General features: G+C 72.0%; 20 protein-coding genes and 1 pseudogene. 6 read left to right on the plus strand and 15 right to left on the minus strand.

Features of this window, described 5'->3' with window-relative positions; translation table 11 throughout:
• Positions 1 to 23 precede the first annotated feature (23 nt).
• The 12 genes and pseudogenes from J5X86_RS15695 to J5X86_RS15750 all read right to left on the minus strand — a co-directional run bounded on the left by J5X86_RS15695 (position 24) and on the right by J5X86_RS15750 (position 11,725).
• On the minus strand, positions 24 to 821 hold the full coding sequence (locus tag J5X86_RS15695; RefSeq protein ID WP_208517410.1) for an ABC transporter permease: 798 nt from the start codon (positions 819 to 821) through the stop codon (positions 24 to 26).
• Entirely contained in the window at positions 808 to 1,674 is an 867-nt protein-coding gene (locus J5X86_RS15700; RefSeq protein WP_208517411.1) for a 2-aminoethylphosphonate ABC transporter permease subunit, read from the minus strand. Before J5X86_RS15700 ends, J5X86_RS15695 begins: the two co-directional genes overlap by 14 nt.
• Positions 1,667 to 2,715 (minus strand): annotated as a pseudogene (locus J5X86_RS15705) (ABC transporter ATP-binding protein). Before J5X86_RS15705 ends, J5X86_RS15700 begins: the two are co-directional and overlap by 8 nt.
• On the minus strand, positions 2,715 to 3,422 hold the full coding sequence (locus J5X86_RS15710) for an HAD family hydrolase (RefSeq protein ID WP_208517412.1): 708 nt from the start codon (positions 3,420 to 3,422) through the stop codon (positions 2,715 to 2,717). The pseudogene J5X86_RS15705 and the gene J5X86_RS15710 overlap by 1 nt, the downstream one beginning before the upstream one ends.
• 5 nt (positions 3,423 to 3,427) lie before the next feature.
• The gene (locus J5X86_RS15715) at positions 3,428 to 4,552 is read right to left on the minus strand and encodes a TIGR03364 family FAD-dependent oxidoreductase (protein ID WP_208517413.1); all 1,125 of its coding nucleotides are present in this window, start codon (positions 4,550 to 4,552) and stop codon (positions 3,428 to 3,430) included.
• 131 nt (positions 4,553 to 4,683) lie between these two features.
• The gene (locus tag J5X86_RS15720; RefSeq protein WP_208517414.1) at positions 4,684 to 5,439 is read right to left on the minus strand and encodes a GntR family transcriptional regulator; all 756 of its coding nucleotides are present in this window, start codon (positions 5,437 to 5,439) and stop codon (positions 4,684 to 4,686) included.
• A gap of 25 nt (positions 5,440 to 5,464) precedes the next feature.
• The gene (locus J5X86_RS15725) at positions 5,465 to 6,271 is read right to left on the minus strand and encodes an acetoacetate decarboxylase family protein (RefSeq protein ID WP_208517415.1); all 807 of its coding nucleotides are present in this window, start codon (positions 6,269 to 6,271) and stop codon (positions 5,465 to 5,467) included.
• A 49-nt stretch (positions 6,272 to 6,320) separates the two neighbouring features.
• Complete coding sequence (locus J5X86_RS15730) at positions 6,321 to 7,682, minus strand: aminotransferase class I/II-fold pyridoxal phosphate-dependent enzyme (protein ID WP_208517416.1); 1,362 nt, start codon at positions 7,680 to 7,682, stop codon at positions 6,321 to 6,323.
• A gap of 33 nt (positions 7,683 to 7,715) precedes the next feature.
• Positions 7,716 to 8,564 (minus strand): fumarylacetoacetate hydrolase family protein, encoded by an 849-nt coding sequence (locus J5X86_RS15735; protein WP_208517417.1) that lies wholly within the window; start codon positions 8,562 to 8,564, stop codon positions 7,716 to 7,718.
• An 11-nt stretch (positions 8,565 to 8,575) separates the two neighbouring features.
• Complete coding sequence (locus J5X86_RS15740) at positions 8,576 to 9,511, minus strand: 3,4-dihydroxyphenylacetate 2,3-dioxygenase (RefSeq protein WP_208517418.1); 936 nt, start codon at positions 9,509 to 9,511, stop codon at positions 8,576 to 8,578.
• Positions 9,504 to 11,015 (minus strand): aldehyde dehydrogenase, encoded by a 1,512-nt coding sequence (locus tag J5X86_RS15745; protein ID WP_208517419.1) that lies wholly within the window; start codon positions 11,013 to 11,015, stop codon positions 9,504 to 9,506. The genes J5X86_RS15740 and J5X86_RS15745 overlap by 8 nt, the downstream gene beginning before the upstream one ends.
• A 134-nt stretch (positions 11,016 to 11,149) precedes the next feature.
• On the minus strand, positions 11,150 to 11,725 hold the full coding sequence (locus tag J5X86_RS15750; protein ID WP_208517420.1) for a MarR family winged helix-turn-helix transcriptional regulator: 576 nt from the start codon (positions 11,723 to 11,725) through the stop codon (positions 11,150 to 11,152).
• A 194-nt stretch (positions 11,726 to 11,919) separates the two neighbouring features.
• On the opposite strand from J5X86_RS15750, the gene J5X86_RS15755 reads away from it, so the two are divergent.
• Entirely contained in the window at positions 11,920 to 13,275 is a 1,356-nt protein-coding gene (locus tag J5X86_RS15755; RefSeq protein ID WP_208517421.1) for a glutamine synthetase family protein, read from the plus strand.
• Positions 13,276 to 13,328: 53 nt separating this feature from the next.
• Here the strand turns inward: J5X86_RS15755 and J5X86_RS15760 are convergent, their stop codons facing one another.
• Together J5X86_RS15760 and J5X86_RS15765 are read right to left on the minus strand one after the other, a co-directional pair.
• Complete coding sequence (locus tag J5X86_RS15760) at positions 13,329 to 14,060, minus strand: dienelactone hydrolase family protein (RefSeq protein WP_208517422.1); 732 nt, start codon at positions 14,058 to 14,060, stop codon at positions 13,329 to 13,331.
• A gap of 133 nt (positions 14,061 to 14,193) precedes the next feature.
• Complete coding sequence (locus J5X86_RS15765) at positions 14,194 to 15,141, minus strand: LysR substrate-binding domain-containing protein (RefSeq protein WP_208517423.1); 948 nt, start codon at positions 15,139 to 15,141, stop codon at positions 14,194 to 14,196.
• A gap of 110 nt (positions 15,142 to 15,251) precedes the next feature.
• Here J5X86_RS15765 and J5X86_RS15770 point away from each other — a divergent pair, with 110 nt between their 5' ends.
• The 5 genes from J5X86_RS15770 to J5X86_RS15790 all read left to right on the plus strand — a co-directional run bounded on the left by J5X86_RS15770 (position 15,252) and on the right by J5X86_RS15790 (position 20,291).
• Positions 15,252 to 16,565 (plus strand): aspartate aminotransferase family protein, encoded by a 1,314-nt coding sequence (locus J5X86_RS15770; protein ID WP_208517424.1) that lies wholly within the window; start codon positions 15,252 to 15,254, stop codon positions 16,563 to 16,565.
• Between the two features lie 105 nt (positions 16,566 to 16,670).
• Positions 16,671 to 17,597, plus strand: a complete 927-nt coding sequence (locus J5X86_RS15775; RefSeq protein ID WP_208517425.1) for an ABC transporter ATP-binding protein — start codon at positions 16,671 to 16,673, stop codon at positions 17,595 to 17,597.
• Complete coding sequence (locus J5X86_RS15780; protein ID WP_208517426.1) at positions 17,594 to 18,409, plus strand: ABC transporter permease; 816 nt, start codon at positions 17,594 to 17,596, stop codon at positions 18,407 to 18,409. Before J5X86_RS15775 ends, J5X86_RS15780 begins: the two co-directional genes overlap by 4 nt.
• 17 nt (positions 18,410 to 18,426) lie before the next feature.
• The gene (locus J5X86_RS15785; RefSeq protein ID WP_308124570.1) at positions 18,427 to 19,689 is read left to right on the plus strand and encodes a sensor histidine kinase; all 1,263 of its coding nucleotides are present in this window, start codon (positions 18,427 to 18,429) and stop codon (positions 19,687 to 19,689) included.
• Positions 19,686 to 20,291 (plus strand): DNA-binding response regulator, encoded by a 606-nt coding sequence (locus J5X86_RS15790; protein WP_208517428.1) that lies wholly within the window; start codon positions 19,686 to 19,688, stop codon positions 20,289 to 20,291. Before J5X86_RS15785 ends, J5X86_RS15790 begins: the two co-directional genes overlap by 4 nt.
• Positions 20,292 to 20,296: 5 nt before the next feature.
• Here J5X86_RS15790 and J5X86_RS15795 read toward each other — a convergent pair whose 3' ends face one another.
• Positions 20,297 to 21,307 (minus strand): alpha/beta fold hydrolase, encoded by a 1,011-nt coding sequence (locus J5X86_RS15795; protein WP_208517429.1) that lies wholly within the window; start codon positions 21,305 to 21,307, stop codon positions 20,297 to 20,299.
• Positions 21,308 to 21,614 lie beyond the last annotated feature (307 nt).

The raw sequence follows: 21,614 nt of genomic DNA on the forward strand, positions 1-21,614 counted from the left end.
GCGGTGGGAGGGGAATCGCGGGGTCAGCGGTAGGAGGCCCGGGTGCGGATCCGGGAGACGGCGAGCAGCACCAGCAGGGTCGCCGCCATCAGGACCACGGCGATCGCGGAGCCGGTGAAGAGGGCGCCGCGGTCGGTGGCGGCGTAGACCAGGACCGGCAGCGGGGTCCAGTCGGGCGGGTAGAGCATCATCGTGGCGCTCAACTCGCCCATGGAAAGGGCGAAACAGAGGCCGACGGCCGCGGTCAGGGACGGCAGCAGCAGCGGCAGTCTGACCCGCCAGAGCACGGCGGCGGGGCGGGCGCCGAGCGAGGCCGCCGCCTGCTCGTACGCCGGGTCGAGACGGGTGATCGCCGCGGACACCGACTGGTAGGCGAAGGCGGTGACCAGGACGGTGTGGGCGGTGATCACGATCCAGCGGGTGCCACTGAGGAGCACCGGCGGCTGGGAGAAGGCCACCAGGATCGCCAGGCCGACGACGACGGAGGGGACGGCGACCGGCAGCACGAACAGGGCGTCCAGGACCTTGCGCGACCGCTTCTTCAGGCCCGCCGCCGCGAGCGCGGCCCAGGTGCCCACGGCCAGCGCCAGCAGGCTCGCGGTGACCGCCGTGACCAGGCTGGTGGTGAGCGCCTGGAGGGCCTCGCCACGGGTGGCGGCCTGGTAGTTGGCGGTGATCATCCCCGAGGGCCGGACGCCGGACCAGTGGGTGGCGAAGGAGGCGCCGAGGACGACGAGGAGCGGGAGGGCGAAGAGGGGCAGGAAGAGGATCAGGAAGACCCCCCACACGGCCCACCTCGCCGTGCGGCTATGCACCAGCACGGCGGCTCACCACCCGGTAGAGGCCGTAGAGGCCCACGGAGATCAGGACGTTGACGACGGCGACCACGCAGGCGCCCGGGTAGTCGGACTCCAGGATGGCCTTGCCGTAGACGAGCATCGGCAGGGTCGTGACGCCCTTGGCTCCGGTGAAGAGCACGATGCCGAACTCGTTGAGACACAGCACCAGGACCAGGCTGCCGCCCGCCGCGAGGGCGGGCAGTGCCTCGGGCAGGATGATCTGCCGGATGATCCGGGGCGCCCGGGCGCCGAGCGAACTGGCCGCCTCCAGCTGCGCGGTGTCCAGCAGGGAGAACGCGGCGAGCAGCGGACGCATCACGAACGGCGTGAAGTACGTGATCTCGGCGAGCAGTACGCCCCAGGGTGTGGTGAGGAACTGGAAGGGCCCCTCACCGCCGCCGGTGACATCCGTCCACAGACCGTTGGCCATACCGGTCGAGCCGTAGATGAACAGCAGGGCAAGGGTGATCAGGAAGGACGGGAAGGACAGGAAGACATCGATGAAGCGTGCGGCCGCCCGCGCCCCCGGGAAGGGCACGAATGCGATGATCAGCGCCAGCACGAAGCCGAGCACCAGGCATCCGGCGGTCGAGGCCGCCGCCAGCCACACGGTGGTCCACAGCGCCTCGCGGAACGCCTCCGAGGCGAAGACGTCGGCGTACGGCTGGACGGAGGTGCCACCGGTGTCGGGCCGTACGGACTGCTGGACGACGAGGGCCAGCGGATAGAGGAAGACCAGGGCGAGGAGGCCGACGGGCGGCAGCGCCCACGCCCAGGCCCAGGCCGCCGCGCGGGGCCGGGCCTTGGCCGGAGTGCTCAGGGTCGCGCTAGCCATGGCCGCTCACCCCGGCGGTCAGCAGTACGGCGTCCTCGGGCGCGAAGTGCACGGTCACGGGGTCGCCATGGGCCGGTGGCTCGCGCAGCTCCCGCACGTCGGCCATCACCCGGTGCCCTGCCACCTCGACGTACAGCCGGTGGGTGGCGCCCCGCCACTGGATCTCCGCCACCGTGCCGGTGAGCCGGTTGGGGCCCGCACCGATACCGACCAGATGGGGGCGTACGCACAAGGTGGCGGTCGCGCCCGGTACGGCCCCCGCCGTGTCGACCGCGATCTCGGCGTCGGCGAAGGACACGCCCGCGGAACCGACCGTCACCGGCAGCAGGTTGGCGTTGCCGACGAAGGAGGCGGTGAACGCGTCGGCCGGGGCCCGGTACAGCTCCCGCGGGGTGCCGCAGGCCTGGAGCCGGGCCTTGTCCATCACCGCGATCCGGTCGGCGAGGGTGAGCGCCTCGACCTGGTCGTGGGTGACGTACAGAATCGACACCTCGGGCAACTCCCGGTGCAGCCCGGCGAGTTCGGCCAGCATGCCGGAGCGCAGCTGGGCGTCGAGCGCGGACAGCGGCTCGTCGAGGAGGAGGACGTCCGGGCGGATGGCGAGCGCGCGGGCGATGGCCACGCGCTGCTGCTGGCCGCCGGAGAGCTCGCGCGGGTGGCGGCGGGCGTAGGCGGCCATACCGGTCATCTCCAGCGCCTCGGCGACCCGGGCCCGGATCTCGGCCTTGGGGACCTTGCGGGCCCTGAGGCCGAACGCCACGTTGTCCTCGACCCGCAGATGCGGGAAGAGCGCGTAACTCTGGACGACCATCCCGATGCCCCGCCGGTGCGGCGGCAGGTCGGTGACGTCGCGGTCGCCGAGGAAGACCCGCCCGGAGGCGGGCCGTACGAACCCGGCGACCGCCCGCAGCGCGGTGTCTTGCCGGATCCGGACGGCCCGAGCAGCGCCATGACCTCGCCGGGTGCCACCGTGAGGTCGAGGGCGTCCAGGACGACGTTCCCGTCGTAGGCGACGGTGACCGCGTCGAAGCGGATGCCCATCAGCCGACTCCCCGCAGCAGGGCGGGCAGGTCGGCGACCGAGTCCAGTACGTGGGTCGCCCCGGCCGCGCGGAACGCCTCGTCGCCGTGGGCCCCGGTGCGCACCCCGGCGACCAGCCCCGCCCCGGCCCGGACGCCGCTGAGCATGTCGTGGGAGGTGTCGCCGACGACGGCCACCTGGGCCACGTCCTCGGCGGCCCTGGTCCGCAGGAACGCCTCCAGCACCATGTCCGGGTACGGCCGCCCGCGCCCGCCCGCGTCGGCGGGGCACAGGGTGAGCGGCACCAGGCCGCGCCAGCCGAGCGCGTCCAGGATGGCGTCCTGGGTGACGCGGGCGAAGCCGGTGGTGAGGACGACGGTACGGCCGTCGGCGGCCAGCTCCTCGATGGCCTCGCGGGCGCCGGGCACGGGGGCGATCAGACCGCCGTCGACGAGTTCGCCGTACGCCCGCTCGAAGGCGGCGTTGGCGCGCTGCGCCGGCTCCTCGGCGCCGAACAGATGGCGGAAGACGGAGATCTTGGACTCGCCCATGGTGGCGCGGACATAGGCGAGCTTCTCGGCGTGGTCGGGGGTGCCGGGCCGGACGCCCAGCTCACCGGAGGCGGCATCGAAGGCGCGCTCGACCAGGCCGCCGTCGGCGACGGTGGTGCCGGCCATGTCGAGGGCCACCAGGCGGATGCCGCCGGTGGTGTCGGTCGGGGTAGTCATATGCGTCACCAGCCCAGTTCGTTCGCGGTGGTTTCGGCTATCGCGGGCGAGCAGGTCATGCCGCGCCCGCCGGGCCCGGTGACCAGCCAGACACCGTCGCGCACCCGCTGGCGGTGCACGACCCGGCTGGTGTCCGTGCACTGTGCGTACACCCCGGCCCAGCGGCGCCGGATCTTCGGCAGCGGGCGGCCGAGGAGGGACTCCACGACGCCGGTGAGGTGGTCGTAGGGGTCCTCGAGGGTGTCGAAGGCGAAGGGGTGCTCGTACTCGTGGGTGTCGCCGATGGTCAGTCCGCCGTCGGCGCGCTGCACCATCAGCAGCTGCATACGGTGCTCCTCGGCCGTGTCGGCCTGCGGCTGCCGCGCGTTCAGCTCCTCCAGGGCGGAGGAGGCGTACGCCGGGTAGTAGCGGAAGCTGTCGGCGTCGGCGACCGAGGTGGTCAGCGGCTCGCCCAGGGGGTCGGTCTGCATCATCTGGAGCCGGACGCGGCGCACCGGCAGATCCGGACCGGCCAGCTCGCGGACCAGGCCGCCGAGCCAGGCGCCGGTGCACAGGACGACGGCGTCACCGGTGTGCACCTCGCCGTGGTCGTCGCGGACGGCCCGCTCGCCGATCACCTCCCGGACCTCGCGGCCGGGCAGGAAGGTGTACCGCGGGGAGTTCAGCAACTCGGCGCGCAGGGCGAGCTGGGCGGTGCGCGGCTCGACGGCCGCGTCCCGCTCGCAGTACAGGGCGGCGGCGAACTCCCCGCGCAGGGCGGGGTTGAGGGCCCGTGCCTCGCCCGCGGTCAGCAGCTTGTAGCCGCGCGCGGCGGCGTCCGCGCGGGCGACGGCGGCCTCGGCGACGGCCAGCTCCAGCTCGCCGCGGACCGGGGTCAGGGAACCGTTCGGACGGAAGCCCAGCGCCGGAACGCGGCCGCCGATGTCCTCCCACAGCTCCCGGGCCCGCAGCGCGGTGTCCAGCTCCTCGCCCCCCGCTCGGCCGCTCACCCAGATCTGGCCGAAATTGCGTAGCGAGGCGCCGCGAGCCTCCGTCTCGCGCTCGATCTGTACGACCTCATGGCCGCGTTCCACTGCGTGCCAGGCGTGCATGGTGCCCACCACGCCGGCTCCGACGATTATCACTCTCACGACCGTCACGCTCCATGCGTTTGGGGAACCGGAGGAATCCGGCTGTCAACGAGAGCGTGAACCGGGCATCACATTTGGGCTAGACCCGTTATCTTTTTGTGATGCTACAAGTGGGGGCAAAGGGGCATTTTTCAGCCGCTCAGATGTGTCGTGAAGGAGAACCGGTCGCCCCGGTACAGCGTCCGCACCCGCTCCAGCGGACGCCCGGCGGTGTCCCGCGAAACGCGGTGGATGAGCAGCATCGGCAGGGCCGGCGGGGTGCCGATGAGCAGGGCCTCGCGCGGTGTGGCCAGCACGGTCTCGATCCGCTCGTCGGCGTCGCCGAAGACGATGTCCCGCTCGGCGAGGTAGGCGTAGAAGGAGGAGTCCGGATCGAAGGCGGTGTCCAGATCGGGCACGCGGGCCTCGGCCACGTACGTGCTCTCCAGGCCGACCCGCTCGTCATCCGCGAGCAGAACCCGTTCCAGATGCCAGACGGGCTCGCCGCGGGTGAGGCCGGTCTCGGCGGCGAGTGCGTCGGGGCAGGGGAAGCGGTCGAGGGTGACCAGCGAACGGCCGGGGGTGCGCCCCTGGCGCCGTACGCCCTCGGTGTAGCTGGCCAGCGACAGCGGCTGCGCCAGCTTGGGGCCCGCGACCACCGTGCCGCGGCCCTGCCGCCGCAGCTTGCCCTCCAGCACCAGCTCGCGCAGCGCCTGGCGTACCGTCTCCCGGGCGACCTCGAACCGCTCGGAGAGATCACGCTCGGTGGGGATGGGGGAGCCCTCACCCAACTCGTCTACGAGCCGGTCGATCTGGGCCTTGACGGCGTAGTACTTGGGCACGCGGCCGTGCTCCGGGATGCCGGAGCGGACGGGCGCGCCGGGGGCCTGGTCGTTCGGGTAGTCCACGCGGAGATCGTCGCAGACGGGGTTTCTACCGGGCCTGCGAGGTGCCGGACTCCAGCAGCCGGCCGCCGTCCCAGACCACGCCGACCTGGCGGTAGTACGCGGCGATCGGCTCGTGGATCTCCAGCCGGGCCAGCTCCTCGGTGGGCGCCTCGAACAGCTCCAGCTCGGCGTCGCCGACCCATGGCCGCCCGCCCTCGAAGGAGGCGGCGCCGGACTCGACCAGTTCGTCGAGGGCGAGCCCCTTGCCGTTCTCGATCGAGGGCAGCCAGCGGTGGTGGGCCATGGGGTGGCCGTTGACGAAGCCGCCGGTCTCCGACGGCTCGCGCAAGGTCACCACGGCCTGGGCGAGGCGCCGGTCGGCCGCGGCGAGGGTCGCGCCGAACCGGGCTCCCGCCTCGATGCGCGGGGCGGGCCCGTATGGGTGGGGGCGGGTCTGATGGATGGAGCCGAGCTTCTTCGGATATCCCTGATGCAGTCCGCGGGCGATCGCGAAGTCCTTGTCGACCCAGATGTAGACACAGCGGGAGTACGTCCGGCCCCGGTAGGCGCAGCGGACGACCGCGAAGGTCTCCTTGTACTGGGAGAGCACCGGGTCCAGCAGCTCCCGCCCGCCGGTCGCGCAGGACTGCCAGTCGGCCCAGATCAGCGCGACCGCTCCCGGATCCTCGGCGGCCGGCTCCAACGGCTCGGGCAGCAGTTCGCGCACGCGCGCCGGGTCGGTGCGGTACTCGATGGTGAGCAGGTCGCCGGAGTAGTGCCACGGCGGGGAGGGGATGAGGGCCGAGGCGCCGGTGGCGGTCTTGGGCGGGAAGTAGCCGTGGACGCCGGTCATGCCGTCACGCTCCTGACGCGGATGAGCTGAGGGGGCAGGGCGGCGACCGTCACCCACGCGCGAGCCGCTCCAGGCGGGCGTGGAGCTGGTCGATGTAGCTCTCGGACTCCGGCTTCATCAGCACACTGCGCAGGATGCGCGCACCGTCCGCGTCCCGGATGAGCTTCGGATGGAGGGCCGCCAGGCGATCGGCGCCGAGGCGGACCGTGCTCACGAAGACCGGGTCGCCGTCCGTCATCCCCTCCTGCAGGATCCGGGCGCTGGCCGCGTCGATCTGCGACAGCGTGGCGGCCTCGGTCACCGGGAAGTAGCTGACGATGTCCAGTTCCGGGGCCTGGTACAGCTCCAAGTGCTCGGAGTTCCCGATGAGTTCGGCCCAGCGCAGGGCCGCGCGCCGACCCGCCGCGAGCGACTGCCCCAGCCCCTCGCGCGTGGGCGGTATCAGCTGGAAGGTGAGCCACAGGGCGGCGGCGGCCGCGCCCGCGCGCGAACACTCCAGGCTGATCTCGCCGAGGTGCAGCTCCTCGGAGGTGAAGTAGGTGTACGGCGAGTCGTGCAGATAGAACCGGCCGACCGAGGGATCACGGAACAGCACGGCGCCGCAGCCATACGGCTGGAGGCCGTGTTTATGCGGGTCCACGACGATGGAATCGGCCTCGGCGATGGCCCGCCACGGCTCCTCGGGCAGGCCCTCGGGCCCCTCCGCCCCGGCCAGCAGGGTGAAGAAACCGCCGTAGGCGGCGTCGACGTGGATGCGCACACCGTAGCGCTCGCGCAGCGCCAGCGCCTCGTGGATCGGATCGACGGCGCCGAACCCGGTGGTGCCGGCCGTGAGCACGACGGTGCCGACGCTGCCGGTCCGCAGAAGCTCCTCCAGCGCGTCGAGGTCGATACGGCCGAGGTCGTCGATCGGGACCGGATGGCCCTCCACGCCCAGGACACCGCACATCCGGCCGTGGGTGTAATGGGCCTCGGTGCTGTAGGCGACGCCCTTGCCGGGGTGCAGCTCGCGCGCCACGAAGAGCGCCTCGAGGTTGGCGATGGTGCCGCTGGTGGTCAGGTGCCCGAGATGGGTGTCGTAGCCGAACATCGTGGCGAGCTGCTCGACGGCTTCCCGCTCCATGTCGGCGGTGGCCGGGCCGCCGTCCAGGGCGTGGTTGTTGGGGTTGATCAGCATCGCCGTGAGGTAGCCCACGACCGCCGCCGGATGCGGCGGCTTGAGCATCTGGCCCGCGTAACGGGGATGGAAGAAGGGGTAGTTGTCCTTGAGTCGCTCGGTGAAGACCTCGAACGCGGCGGCGAACCGGTCGTCGTCCACCGCCAGCGCCGGATGGGCCTGGTAGGGGCCGAAGGTCTTCGCCCAATCGGCGTTCGACGCCAGGGCCGCGGCGAGCCAGCCGTTCAGATCCATATGGTCCACTCCTTGGTCACGACGAGCTTTTGTTCAGGGCCGCTTGGGCGGGCGGATGCCGCGGAACTCCCAGTCGCCGCCGAGGGCGGTGGACCGGACCTCCTCCGACTCGGTGGGCTGCGCGCCGACGTCGGTGCGGATGGGGGTCGGGCCGGTGACGATGTGGTTGGTGAGCCGGCCCAGGCCCTCCACCTCCACCTCCACGACATCGCCGGGCTGTACGGGGCGGGAGTTGGCGGGCGTCCCGGAGAGCAGGACGTCGCCGGGGTAGAGCGTGATGGTGCGGGCGATGTCGGCGACGAGGTAGTGCATGTCCCACTTCATCTCGTCGGTGGAGCCGTCCTGCGCCGGCCTGCCGTTGACGTAGGTGCGCAGGTACTTGCCATGGAAGTCCCAGCCGGTGACCAGCCCCGGACCCAGCGGGCACAGGGTGTCGGACCCCTTGACGCGGAGCATCGAACCGGCGTCGGTGTCCCGGAAGTCGTGCAGGCCGAAGTCATTGGCGATCGTATAACCGGCGATGTGCTCCGCCGCCTGCTCAGGCGCGATGTTCCGGGTGGTCTTCCCGATGACGATGGCGACCTCGCCCTCGTAGTTGAGCCACTCGCAGCCCTCGGGACGGACGACGGCGCCCTGGTGGGAGTTGAGCGCCGAGGTCGGCTTGTGGAAGTACGTGGGGGCCGCGGGGAGCCGGCTCTGGAACTCGGCGACGCGGCTGAGGTGGTTGAGGTGGACGGCGATCACCTTGGAGGGGACCACGGGCGGCAGATGCCGGGCCTCCTGGGCCGTGACGCGGCGACCGTCGCCGGTGACGAGTGCGTCGCCCTCGCGGACGGTCTCCACCACGGCGCCGTCGAGGAGGATGCGGCGGTATTCGGGCATGTCGGCTCTCCTCAGACGGGGCTGTGCGGGGTGCGCGCGGTGGCGGAGGCGGGCGAGCCGGCGCCGGTCCAGCCGTCGGCCGGGCGGTCGAACCAGAGGTGGGCCTGACCGGTGCCGACGGCGTTCTCGTACGCGCCGTACTGGCGGGCCCGGGCGACACACGCCCGCTCGCCGAGCGCACCGGCCATCATCAGGTAGTGGAAGAACTTCGCCTCGGGCCGGTACGTCCAGAACGTGTCCATGGTGTCGAGGACCTTGTCGTGGCGGCCTTCCTTGAACCAGGCGATGCGCTCCTCGTCGGCCGCTCTCGCCTCGGGGGTGAAGATGTGGCGCGGGTCGCTGGACTCGTGGTCCCGGATCTCGCGCAGCGGCCAGAAGGTGTGCGAGAGGGCGCCGGAGGCGATCAGGAGAACACGGCGGCCGGGTGTGGCGGCGATGCCGTCGGCGAGCGCCCGGCCCAGCCGGAAGTGGTCCTCCATGTCGCCGGTCTGGCAGACCCCGATCGTCATCCACCGCTTGCCGGGCAGGCCCTCGCCCAGGAACTTCCACAGGTTGACGGTGGCGTACTGGATCGGCAGACAGGCGTCGTCGATCGCGGTGATGAAGGTGGCGTGTGCGTCGGCGAAGTGCGTGATGGCGTTGGCGAGTTCGGGGTCGCCGGGGAAGTCGTACGGCATCCGGCACATGCCGCGCGGCAGCTCCTCGGAGGTGTACAGCCCGGCGCGCCGCGGCTGGGCCGTCACGACGAACTCGACCGTGGTGGCCCAGTGGGAGTCCAGGACGACGACGGTGTCGTAGTCGTCGCGCGCGAAGACGTCCTCGCGGAGCTGCCGGAGACCGGTGACGAGGGTGATCTCCTTGCCGTCGTTGAGCTCGCGGCGGGTCTCCTCCGGGAGCACGATGGTGGGGACATGGGCGAGCAGACCGGCCCCGACGATCTCACCCATGGTCGTGGAATCCCTTCGGGGCCATCACGCGGTTCTTCAGGTCGCAGTAGAAGTCGAAGCTCCAGGTGCCGCCCTCACGGCCGACGCCGGAGAGGCGGGAGCCGCCGAAGGGCGCCCGCAGGTCGCGTACGAAGAAGCAGTTGACCCAGACCGTGCCCGCCACCAACTGGGCGGTGACGCGCTCGGCGCGCCGGTGGTCGCCGGTGGCGAGGGTGGCGGCCAGCCCGAAGCGGGTGTCGTTGGCGAGGTGGATCGCCTCCGCCTCGTCCACGAACGTCTGCAGGGTCAGGACCGGGCCGAAGACCTCCTCCTGGACGACCTCCGAGTCCTGGGCGACATCGGTGAGGAGCGTGGGCCGGTAGTACAGACCGCCGAGCCGGGCGTGGGAGCCGCCGCCGAGGACCACGCGGGCACCGGACGCGACCGCCCGCCGCACGAAGCCGTCGATCCGCTCGATCTGGCGGGGGTGGATGGTGGGCCCGATGTCGGTGGCCTCCTCGCGCGGATCGCCCTGCCGCAACCGGGCGACCTTCGCCACGAAGCGCTCGGTGAACTCGTCCGCGATCGACTCCTCGACAAGGAGGCGAGTGGCGGCCAGACACACCTGCCCGGCGTTGTCGAACTGCTCCACGGCCAGGTCGACGGCCAGCTCTAGATCCGCGTCCGCGAAGACCAACAGCGGTGATTTGCCACCGAGTTCCAGGCTCAGCGGGGTCAGGTTCGGTGCGGCCGAGGCGGCGATGCGCCGGGCGGTCGCCACCGAGCCGGTGAAACTGATCCGGCGGACGTCCGGGTGGGAGGTGAGGTCGTCGCCGATCTCGGCCCCGTGGCCCTGGACGACATTGAGCACACCGGGTGGCAGTCCCGCCTCGGCCGCGATGTCCGCGAGCAGCGAGGCGGTCAGCGGGGACCACTCCGCGGGCTTGAGGACCACCGTGTTCCCGGCGGCCAGGGCCGGGGCGACCTTCCACGTGGCCAGCATCAGCGGAGCGTTCCACGGGGTGATCAGCACACACGGGCCCGCCGGGTCCCAGCTGACGTGGTTGGTGTAGCCGGGCGCGGCGGGGCCGCCGGTGTGCGTGGCGAAGTCCTCGTGGCCCAGTGTCAGCAGCCAGTCCGCGAAGAAGCGGAAGTTGCGGGCGACGCGTGGCATCACACCCCGGCGGTGCGAGCGCAGAAGCGCGCCGTTGTCGGTGGTCTCGACGATCGCCAGCTCTTCGAGGCGCTTTTCCACCCCGTCGGCGATGGCGTGGAGGATGCGGGCGCGCTCGGCCCAGGGAGTGGCCGCCCAGCCGGGGAAGGCGGCCTTCGCGGCGGCCACGGCGGCCTCGGCCTCGGTGGGGCCGCCGCGGGCGATGCGGGCGAGGGTGCTGCCGTCGATCGGCGAGACGTCGGGGAAGGTGTCGGCGGACGCCACGCGCCGGCCGCCGATCCAGTGTCGGGTGTCGACGGCGACGCCGGCGATCCGCGCCTCGTGCACAGCTGTGTCCGGCTGTTGGGGCATGTCCCGATCCTCCAGCTTGTTTGGCCCCAAACAAGCTAACTCTGCCACGAGGCGGGGTCAAGGTTGCCGTGGTGGCCTTCGGTGGCCGGGTGCCGCGCCGGGAGGCCGCGCCGAGGTGCCGCCCCCGGGCGTGGTCACTGGCGGGAGCGGCGGCCCGAGCGGCGCGGGGCCAGGTCCCTTCCGTCGAGGAGCTGCCGTCGGCGCTCTTCGCCGTGCGCCTCCAACTGGGCCACGATGGCGCGCAGCCCGTTGGCGAGTCGCAGACAGTCCTCGGCGCTGAGCGGGGTGGCGACGAACGCCTCTTCGGCGTTGAACGCGGGGAAGAGGCGCTCCATGAGGACCTCGCCCTCGGGGGTCAGCGAGAGCAGGACGCGCCGGCCGTCGTCGGGGTGCGGCGCGCGGGCCACCAGGTGGCGTGACTCGAGAGTGCGCGCGATCCCGGTCAGTGTCCCCTTGGAAACGCCCGCCTCCTCCGCGACCGACCAGGTCTCGGCCTCGCCCCAGATCCACAGCACCCACAGGACCACGAAGCCGGTCCAGGTCAGATCGTGCGGGCGCAGCACGGAGTTCTCCAGGTGCTGGCGAACGGCCGCGGCGGCGCGGTGGATGTTGGCGACGGCGGCCATCTGTTCGCGCTGCAACTCGAAGCCGCCGAGCCGTTCCTGGACGGCCTGTTCGGTCTCGGTGATGGATCGGCGGCGCCCGGGCACGATGGCATCCTCCTCGGCTGCGGGCGGCAAGGACCGCCGTGTCATTCGTTCGCGATCAAATGTATCCCCGGGTGCGCCGGGCGCCGGGGCGTTCGCGCCCTGGTCGCATCGCGGCGATCCCTTGTGGACGGCCCGGCCGCCTCGTATCGTGTGGGCCCTCCCGTTTGGCATCAAATAACTTTGCGGAGCGACCATTGAGCGCCGAGACAGCCGACCGCGTCCGCCAGAGGACCGAGGCACTCGCCGCCGAGGGCATCGACGTCGTACGGGTCGCCTATCCCGACATGATGGGCTCCGACCGCGGCCGGGACATCCTGCTGCACCACCTGCCCCATGCGGTCGGCCATGGACTCGCCTTCAGCCGGGCCGTGTATCACACGGGCGCGCTGGGCGATCACTCGCACATCCCGGGCGGTCTCGAAGCCGGTATGCCGGACATCCTCGTACGCCCCGACCTCACCACGCTCGTCGCGCTGCCGTGGGAACCGGGTGTGGCCGGGTGCATCGGCGACGTCCGGGACCCGGCCACCGGACTGCCCGTGCCCGAATCGCCACGGGATCTGCTGCGGCAGGTCATCGGCCTGCTGATCGACGGGGACCTGACCGCGGTCGTGGGCCCGGAGCTGGAGTACGTCCTGCTCGACCCGGACCCGGCCTCGCCCGTCGGCTGGCGGCGCTACGCCCCCGCCCCGGGCCACGTCTATACGACCGGCCGCAAGGGCGACCCGGACGGGCACCTGCTGCGGACCGTCCGGGCGCTGCACGCCCTCGGGCTCGACGTCAGCGGCGGCAACCGCGAGTTCGACAGCGGCCAGTTCGAAATCAACCTCAGCCACTGCGAGGCGCTGGACGCCGCCGACCGGGCCTTTCGCTTCAAGGCCGCTGTCAAGGAACTCGCCCATGCGGAGGGCAGGTTGGCCACGTTCATGGCCAAGCCGTTCAACGACGGAGGCGGCTCGGGTTTCCACCTCCACCTCTCCCTCGTCGATGCGGAGGGCCGGAACGTGTTCGACGCGCCCCGGGGCGCCTACGGCCTGTCCGCCACGGCTCGCCACGCCCTGGCCGGGGTGCTCGCCCACGCCCCCGCGCTCTCCGCGCTCCTCAACCCCACCGTCAACTCGTACAAGCGCTTCGGCCCGGACACGACAGCCCCCTGGCTGATCAACTGGGGGCTGGACAACCGCAACGCCCTGGTGCGCATCCCGCCCGAGCGCGGCGGCGCCACCCGTCTGGAAGTGCGCCTCGGCGATGCCACCGCCAATCCCTACCTCGCCATCGCCGGTGTGCTCGCCGCGGCCCATCTGGGCATCGCCGCCGCCGAGGAGCCCGCGGCGCCGATGACCGGCCAAGGCCACGACAGGGGCACCGCCGCCGCGCTGCCGACCGGCCTCGGCCAGGCACTCGACGCGCTCGAAGCCGACGACCGGCTCACCGATGTGCTCGGCAAGCCCTTCGTGGACGCCTTCCTCACCTTCAAGCGCGATGAGCTGGCCAGGTTCCAGCGATACGTCACCGACTGGGAGTTCCGCGAATACGCCCGGATCACCTGAGCCCCCCCGGCACAGCCGTGCCGCGATCGGCGCGGCTGTGCCGGGCGGCGCTATCAGCCGAGGTGCCGGGCGAAGAACCGCAGCGCGCTGTCCAGCTCGAAGGCGGGGACGTCCCCGTGCCTGCCCGGGTTGGCGTGCAGCGTCTTCTCGGCCGAGGCCAGGGCGTCGAACAGCGCCAAGCTCTCGGCCCGCGGCACTCGTTCATCGTCCCACTGCACCAGGAACTCCACCGGGACGGTGATCCGCGCGGCGTCCCCGGCCGAGGCCAGAGCCCCACTCAGGCCCAGCACCGCCGCGCGGACCCGGGGTTCGGCGGCAACGAACGGAACGCCGAGTCCGCACCCCAGCGAGACCCCCCAGTAGCCCACCGGCCCGGCGCCGACGTGTTCGAGTCGCTGAACCGCGTCCAGGACCGCCCGCCATTCCGGGACGGTCCGGCGGGCCACGAGCGCCTGGAAGTCGGCGATGAGCGGGGCCAGTTCTTCTCCGGCCGCCACCCGAGCCTGGTTCTCGGTCGCGATCCGGTCGTACTCCTCGACCACCGGACGGTCGCCATGCCCGGGTACGTCGACCGCCACCACCGCGAAACCGCACTCGGCCACGTAGCGGCGCGCGCGGGCCAGGATGTCGGGGGCCTTCTTGTGCTGACCGCCACCGTGCCCCATCAGGATCAGGGGACGCGTACCGGCGGCACCTTCCGGTGTCCACAGCACACCGGGAATCTCACCAAGGGTGAAGAGCTGTTCGCGGACACCGTCGGACGATGTCTCAGAGATGAAGCGCATGGCGTTTCAAGCCTTTCGGGATGCCTTCCGCGGGCACTCCCTAGACCATGCGGGGGAGGGAGGCCCGACCTGTCACAGCGTTGATCGGTCTCACCTCCTCGGTTCGCGGCAGCGCACGGCAGCACCGAAAATATCACGCACCGAAGCCACCCTGTTCCCGGCCGGGGCGCTGGTGCGGTGCGGACAGGGCCGGGAGTTCGGGGTGGTCGCGCAGCGCCGCGACGACCGCGTGCACCGCCGCGCGCTGCGTAGTGCCGCGGCGCACCGCGATGGCGACGTTGCGGTGCACCGGTGTGCTCAGCTCCCGGGTGGCGACGGCGTGGTCCGGTGTGATGGCGAGGGCGGGCAGCAGGGCGATCGACCGGCCCGACTCGACGTGTTGCAGCAGCATCAGATAGTTGCTGAACCGGCAGGCCACCCGGGGTTCGAAGCCCGACTCGCGGCACAGCCGTACGGTCAGATCCGCCATATACGACTGCGGTCGGTCACACGCCCAGACCTCCTCCGCGCATGCCGCGAGATTCACCGTCGTGCGGCCGGTGAGGGGGTGGTCAGGTGGCAGCACCAGCACGATCGGGTCGGTTCCCAGGGGAATGATCTCGAGGTCCGCGCCCCATGAGAGGCCGACGTAGTCGGTGGTGGTGACGATGACGTCCGCCTCCCCCGAGCGGAGGGCCGGTCCGCTCTCGTGCGGCTCCAGCTCGATCAGTTCCAGGTGCAGCCGCGGGTGGGTGGTGGCCAGGCGGGTCGCCGCCGGGACCGCGAGGGTGTAGATGGCGCTCTGGAACGCCCCGAGCCGTACGGTGCCGATGGGCTCGTCGTTCAGGGCGTGCAACTCGGCCTCGGCCTCGGCCATCTGGTCCAGGATCTCCCGGCCGCGACGGGCCAACAGGAGACCGGCCGGGGTCAGCCGCACCTTCCGCCCGGTCCGCTCCAGCAGCCGGCATCGGGTCTCGGTTTCGAGGACCGCCAGTTGCTGGGACACCGTCGAGGCGCTCAGATGCAGCGTCTCGGCGACCGCGCGGACGGTACCCAGAGTTTCCAGCAGGCTGAGCAGCCGCAGCCGGCCCGAGTTGAGCATGGGCCCGATTGTAGGTTCGGCCGTACGATCTCGCTGTACGGTTCCACCTGACAGAGCGGTCGGATCTGTGCGATGGACGCGCGCAGCGGCGCATCCCTACCGTCGTTCATATGCCTTCCGAGACTGCCGGTGCCGCCCCGGAGCGCCACCTCATCCGCTACAGCGGCCACGCCCCGTTCACCCCCGAGATCATCGCCCGCGCCGCGGGCACATCGGTGTTCACCGAGAGCGGTCGCGAGCTGCTCGATTTCACCTCCGGCCAGATGAGCGCGATCCTCGGCCACTCCCACCCGGCGATCGTCGCGACGGTTCGCGAGCAGGTCGCCCTCCTCGATCACCTGCACAGCGGCATGCTCAGCCGCCCGGTCGTCGACCTCACTCGCCGGCTCGCCGAGACCCTGCCCGAGCCGCTGGAGAAGGTGCTGCTCCTGACCACGGGGGCGGAGGCGAACGAGGCCGCGGTGCGGATGGCGAAGCTCGTCACCGGCCGCCATGAGATCGTCTCGTTCGCCCGGTCCTGGCACGGGATGACCCAGGCCGCCGCGAACGCCACCTACAGCGCCGGCCGCAAGGGCTACGGACCCGCCGCGCCGGGCAACTTCGCACTGCCGGTCCCGGACCGCTTCCACCCCGACATCGTCGACGCCGAGGGCGCGCTCGACTGGCGCCGCCAGCTCGACCTGGGCTTCGACCTGATCGACGCCCAGTCGGTCGGCAGCCTCGCCGCCTGCCTGGTCGAACCGATCCTCAGCTCCGGCGGCGTCATCGAACTCCCGCCGGGCTATCTCGCCGCCCTGGCGCAGAAGTGCCGTGAGCGGGACATGCTGTTGATCCTCGACGAGGCGCAGACCGGGCTGTGCCGCACCGGCGACTGGTACGCCTTCGAGCACGAGGGCGTCGTCCCGGACATCCTCACGCTGTCCAAGACGCTCGGCGCGGGGCTGCCGCTGGCCGCGGTGGTGACCAGCCCGGAGATCGAGCAGCGGGCGCATGAGCGGGGGTTCTTGTTCTTCACCACCCACGTCAGCGACCCGCTGCCGGCCGCCGTCGGCAACACCGTCCTCGAGGTACTGGTCCGCGACCGCCTCGATGAGCGTGCGCGCGAGCTCGGCACGGCACTGCGCGGTCATCTCGACGCGCTGGCCACCCGCCACGACGCCGTCGGCGACGTCCGCGGCCGTGGGCTGCTGCTGGGAATGGAACTGGCCGGCGATCATATCCTGGGCACCGGTGGCGCCGACCGGCTCGGCGCGGCCGTCACCCGGCGCTGCTTCGAACTCGGGCTGCACATGAACATCGTCCAGTTGCCCGGCATGGGAGGCACCTTCCGGATCGCGCCCCCGCTGACCGCGAGCGACAACGAGATCGCCCACGGTGCCGCCATCCTCGACCAGGCGCTCACCGACGCCGTCAAAGACCTCTGACGGTATCTCCGGTGACGTATCTCCAGGGTTCGCATGACAGATGTCAGATGGACGCATGACAGACCGCACTGCCATCGGGCCCGCCGCGCCGGGAGTCTGGAATGCATGGACACTGTGATCGAAACCGCCGACCTACGGCGGCACTATCGGGGCTTCGAGGCCGTGCGTGGCATCGACCTCACGGTCGCCCGCGGTGAGCTCTTCGCGCTGCTGGGGACCAACGGGGCCGGTAAGACCTCCACCCTCGAGGTCTTGGAGGGGCAGGCCACCCCCACCGCCGGAACCGTCCGGGTGCTCGGCCGCGACCCGTACCGCGAACGCGCCGCCGTCCGCCCCCGTATCGGGGTGATGCTCCAGGAGGGCGGCTTCCCGACGGAGCTGACGGTCACGGAGACCGCACGCATGTGGGCGGGCTGCACCAGCGGCGCCCGCCCCGTGGCCGAGGCCCTGGAACTGACCCGGCTGTCCAAGCGGGGGGCGGTGCGGGTCAAGCAGCTCTCCGGCGGCGAGCGCCGGCGCCTCGATCTCGCGCTGGCCCTGCTGGGACGGCCCGAGGTGCTGTTCCTCGACGAGCCGACGACCGGCCTGGACGCGCAGTCCCGCCGCGAGACCTGGGAGCTGATCCGGGAGCTGAAGCAGCAGGGCACGACGGTGCTGCTCACCACCCACTATCTGGAAGAGGCCGAGCAGCTGGCCGACCGGCTGGCCATCATGCACGCGGGGCGGATCGCCACCTCGGGGCGGGTTGCCGACGTGGTCGCCGAGCGGCCCTCGCGGATGAGCTTCGAGCTGCCCCGGGACCACTTCCTGGGTGATGTGCCACCGCTCGCACCGCTGGGTGTGACCAGCTACGAGGAGGCCGGGGGGATGGTCCGGCTGGAGACCGCCGATCTGCAGCGCACGGCCACGGCGCTGCTGGTGTGGGCCCGGGACAAGGGCGTGGAGTTGCGCGGTCTCGACGCCCGCTCGGCCACGCTGGAGGAGGCGTTCATGGAGATCGCGAAGGGCCTGGAGAGCGAGGCGGCACGATGACGACGCCAGCAGCCCGTACGACACGAACGTCCGTGGCCACGGCCACCCGGCGCACCGCCGCCGACCGCATGGCCGCCCTCGGCCGCGCCGAGCTGACGCTGCTGCTGCGCAGCAAGGCGTCCCTGGTCACCGCGGTGGTCCTGCCCAGCGTGATGGCCTTCGCGATGCGCGGCACGGTCGAGGAGCTGGACCTGGGCGGCACCGGCCTGTCGGTGGCCACCGTCATGCTGCCCGCCGCACTGGCCACGGCACTTCTCTTCTCCGTCTACACGTATCTGGTCGGCGTGTACGTGGTGCGCCGCGAGGGGCTGGTGCTCAAGCGGCTGCGCAGCGGCGAGGTACGCGACTGGGAAATCCTCGTCGGCAGCGCGCTCCCGGCGTTCGTGCTGGCGGTCGTGCAGTCCCTGCTGCTGACGGTCGGGATGACCGCGTTCCTCGACGCGGACGCACCGGCCGCGCCGCACCTGGCGGTGCTCGGTCTGCTCGGCGGAGTGGCGATGATGGTCGCCGGGGCGGCGCTGACGGCGGCGTTCACCCGGACATCGGAGAGTGCCCAGATGACGTTCCTGCCGTTCTTGCTGGTGACCATGGCCGGCTCCGGGGTCTTCGCGCCGCGTGAGGTGATGCCGGACACGATGGCCGACATCGCCGCCTGGCTGCCGTTCTCGCCGGTGATGGACCTGCTGCGGGGCGGCTGGACGGGTGACCTGGCCGCTATGGATCAGCTCCGGGCGGTGATCCTCGCGCTGGCATGGACGGGCCTGGCAGTGTTTGCTGTGCGTCGGCGGTTCCGTTGGGGACCGCGGAGTTGAGAACGGCGGAGTCCGAGGTGGCGGAGCCCGAGGTGTCGCGGCCCGCGGTGACGGGGCCGGGGAGCCTGAGCGTGGAGACCTGGGTGGAGCGGCTCGGGGGCCCGGACGGCCCCGAGCGCTACCGCCGCTACACCCTCGGCACCCTGGCCGCCTTCGCCGCCGCCGAGGTCGCGCTGTGGGCGTTCTGGATCAAGACGTCGGACGCCGGCACGCTCGGGTCGGCCCTGGTGGCGGCGGTGGGCGCGGCACACGTCGGCGCCCATCTGCTGCTCTCCCGCGCGGCCCTGCGCCGCTACCTCGGTGCCGGACCCCGCCCGGTCGGGCTGGTCGCGCTGTACGTCGCCGCCACCGTGGCCATGGCCGCGGTGGGCTGCGCGCTGCTGGCCGCCGGCCGCATCGGGGACCGGGAGCTGGTGACCTACCTGGTCTGGCTGATGATGTTCTACGCGGGCCCGCCGATGCTGGCACTGCCGACCCGCACCGGGGTGGTGCTGGTCGGGGCGGTGCCGGCGGCGGCGCTCGGCGCGTCGATGGCCAGCGGGCTGTCGGGGGAGCTGCTGGCCTTCGCGGTCGGCGGGATCCTGTTCATGGTTCCGTTCATGGCCACGGGGATGCGGGTCACCGGCTGGAGCGTGCGGCTGATCGAGGAGCTCGCCAAGGCGCGGGCGACACAGGCGCGGCTGGCCGTCGCGGAGGAGCGGCTGCGCTTCGGCCGCGACCTGCACGATGTGCTCGGCCGCAACCTCGCGGTGGTGGCGCTGAAGAGCGAGCTCGCGGTGCAGCTGGCGCGGCGGGGCCGGGAAGAGGCGGTGGCCCAGATGGAGGAGGTGCAGCACATCGCGCAGGAGTCACAGCGGGAGATCCGCGCGGTGGTACGCGGCTACCGCACCGCCGACCTGCTCACCGAGCTGGCCGGGGCCCGATCCGTACTGGAGGCGGCCGGGATCGACTGCCGGATGGAGAACGGCCCGGCGGCGCGGCTGCCCGCGCACACGCAGGCGGCGCTCGGCTGGGTGGTCCGCGAGGGCACGACGAACATACTCCGCCATGCGCAGGGCGCTTCGCGCTGCGAGGTGTCGGTGCGCGCGACGGTCTCGGGCTGGGTGGCGCTCGTGATGGAGAACGACGGGGCAGGCACGGCCCCCCGGCCCGGCACCGGCAGCGGCCTGCCGGGACTGCGTGAGCGCCTGGCCGAGGTGGACGGCACGCTGACCACCGAACTGCGCCCGGGCGGGATCTTCCGCCTGACCGCGAGGATTCCCTGGGAGACGGCCGAATGATCAGGGTTCTGCTCGCGGACGACGAACACCTCATCCGAGGCGCCCTCGCCTCGCTCCTCGCGCTGGAGGACGACATCACCGTCGTGGCGGAGGCCGGAACCGGCGACGAGGCGCTGGCCATGGCCCGGGCACACCGCCCCGACGTGGCCGTCCTGGACCTGCGGATGCCCGGATGCGACGGGGTGTCGGTGGCGGCGACGCTGCGGGACGCGGTGCCCGAGTGCACGTCGATGATCGTCACCAGCCACGCCCGGGGCGGGGCGCTGAAACAAGCGCTGGGCGCGGGCGTGCGCGGCTTCGTGCCGAAGACGGTGTCCGCGCGGCGACTGGCGGAGATCATCCGTACGGTGCACACGGACGGCCGCTACGTCGACCACGAGCTGGCGGCGGACGCCATCGCCGGGGGCGAATCGCCACTCACTCCCCGCGAGGCGGAAATGCTGTCGCTGACCGAGGACGGGGCACCGGTGGCGGAGATCGCGTCCCGGGCCGCGCTGTCCCCCGGGACGGTGCGCAACTATCTGTCGGCCGCCGCGGCCAAACTCGGCGCGGAAAACCGCCACGTGGCGGCTCGCATCGCCCGCGAGCACGGCTGGCTGTAGCCGCCCTACCTGAGCGAAGAACGCGACCGCCGACGTCGGCGGTGGCCGAGGACGAGGGCTCCGCCGCCCAGCAGAAGGGCCGCCGCGCCGCCGGTCACCCACGCGGCGGCCGTGTCGGCGGGCCGGGACTCCGCCCCGGCGCGGGAATCGGAAGGCTTGACGGCGGGCGACGGCCGGGCCGAGCCGGTGGCCGTGGCGGCCTTGATGATGAGGTCGGTGACCTCCTGGGGGTGGGCGATCATGGCCACGTGGGAGGAGTTGATCTCCACCGTGTGAGAGTGGGCGCGCTTGGCCTGGAAACGCTCCTGCCGGGGGTTGATGGTCTTGTCCTGCTTGGCCACGAGGACCCAGGACGGGATCTGCCGCCACGCGGCCACCTTGGCCTTCTCCGAGAACGCGGTCGTAGCGGCGGGCCGTTGGGTCGCCGCCAGCAGCTTCGCCGTACTGGCCGGGAGGTCCGCGGCGAAGACTCGGTGGACCTTGTCCCGCTTGAGGTAGAGGTCCGTGCCCCGCATGCCGTCACCGGCCCGGTAGGGGACCGCCCTGGTGGCGGTGGCGAGCTCGCTGGGGAACCGGGTGGCCAGCGACTGTCCGCTCTCGCCCTTGTCGGGCATCAGGGAGGACACGTACACCAGCGACTTGACCCGGGGGTGGCCCGCCGCGGCCGAGCTGATGACCGCGCCGCCGTAGGAGTGGCCCACCAGCACGATCGGGCCCTTGATGCTGTCCAGGACGGAGGCGATGTAGGTGGAGTCGGTGTACAGACCGCGCAGCGGATTGGCGGGGGCGATGACGGGGTAGCCGCGGCGCTCCAGGCGCTGGATGACACCGTTCCAGCTCGAGCCGTCCGCGTACGCGCCGTGGATCAGCACCACCGTGGGCTTGCCGCGGGACGTGTCGTCCTCCGCGGCGGCCGGGGCCGCCACGGTCGCGCACACCGCTACGGCGCACCCGGCCGCCGCGACGCGTGCGCGGGTCAGTCCGCGTCCGGAGCCGAGAGCCGGAGACGCCACCATGGTGTTCTCGCTTCCCTTGAGGTCTTCCTCTGAGATGTTGTGAGAGCTTCGCCCGAGGTCTTCGCATGCGCTCGCCCTTGGGGCTATGCCTCCTCAACGTTCTCGGGACCCGTGGCACCGGGCCGCGCGGCAGGGTCCGACCGGGTGAGACGGGTGATCCACCGGGGTGACACCGCGCCGCGCCGCGTTCCAGATCCTCCCCGGCCACTTCCGGAGACAGCGATGGCATCTCGACCGAAGCCGACCTGCCGTGCCGCTGTCGCGCTGCTCGCACTCGCCACGGCGCTGTCCGGCTGTTCCGCACCGT

It is taken from the genome of Streptomyces sp. NEAU-YJ-81, from assembly GCF_017592595.1.
GTDB lineage: Bacteria > Actinomycetota > Actinomycetes > Streptomycetales > Streptomycetaceae > Streptomyces > Streptomyces hygroscopicus_B.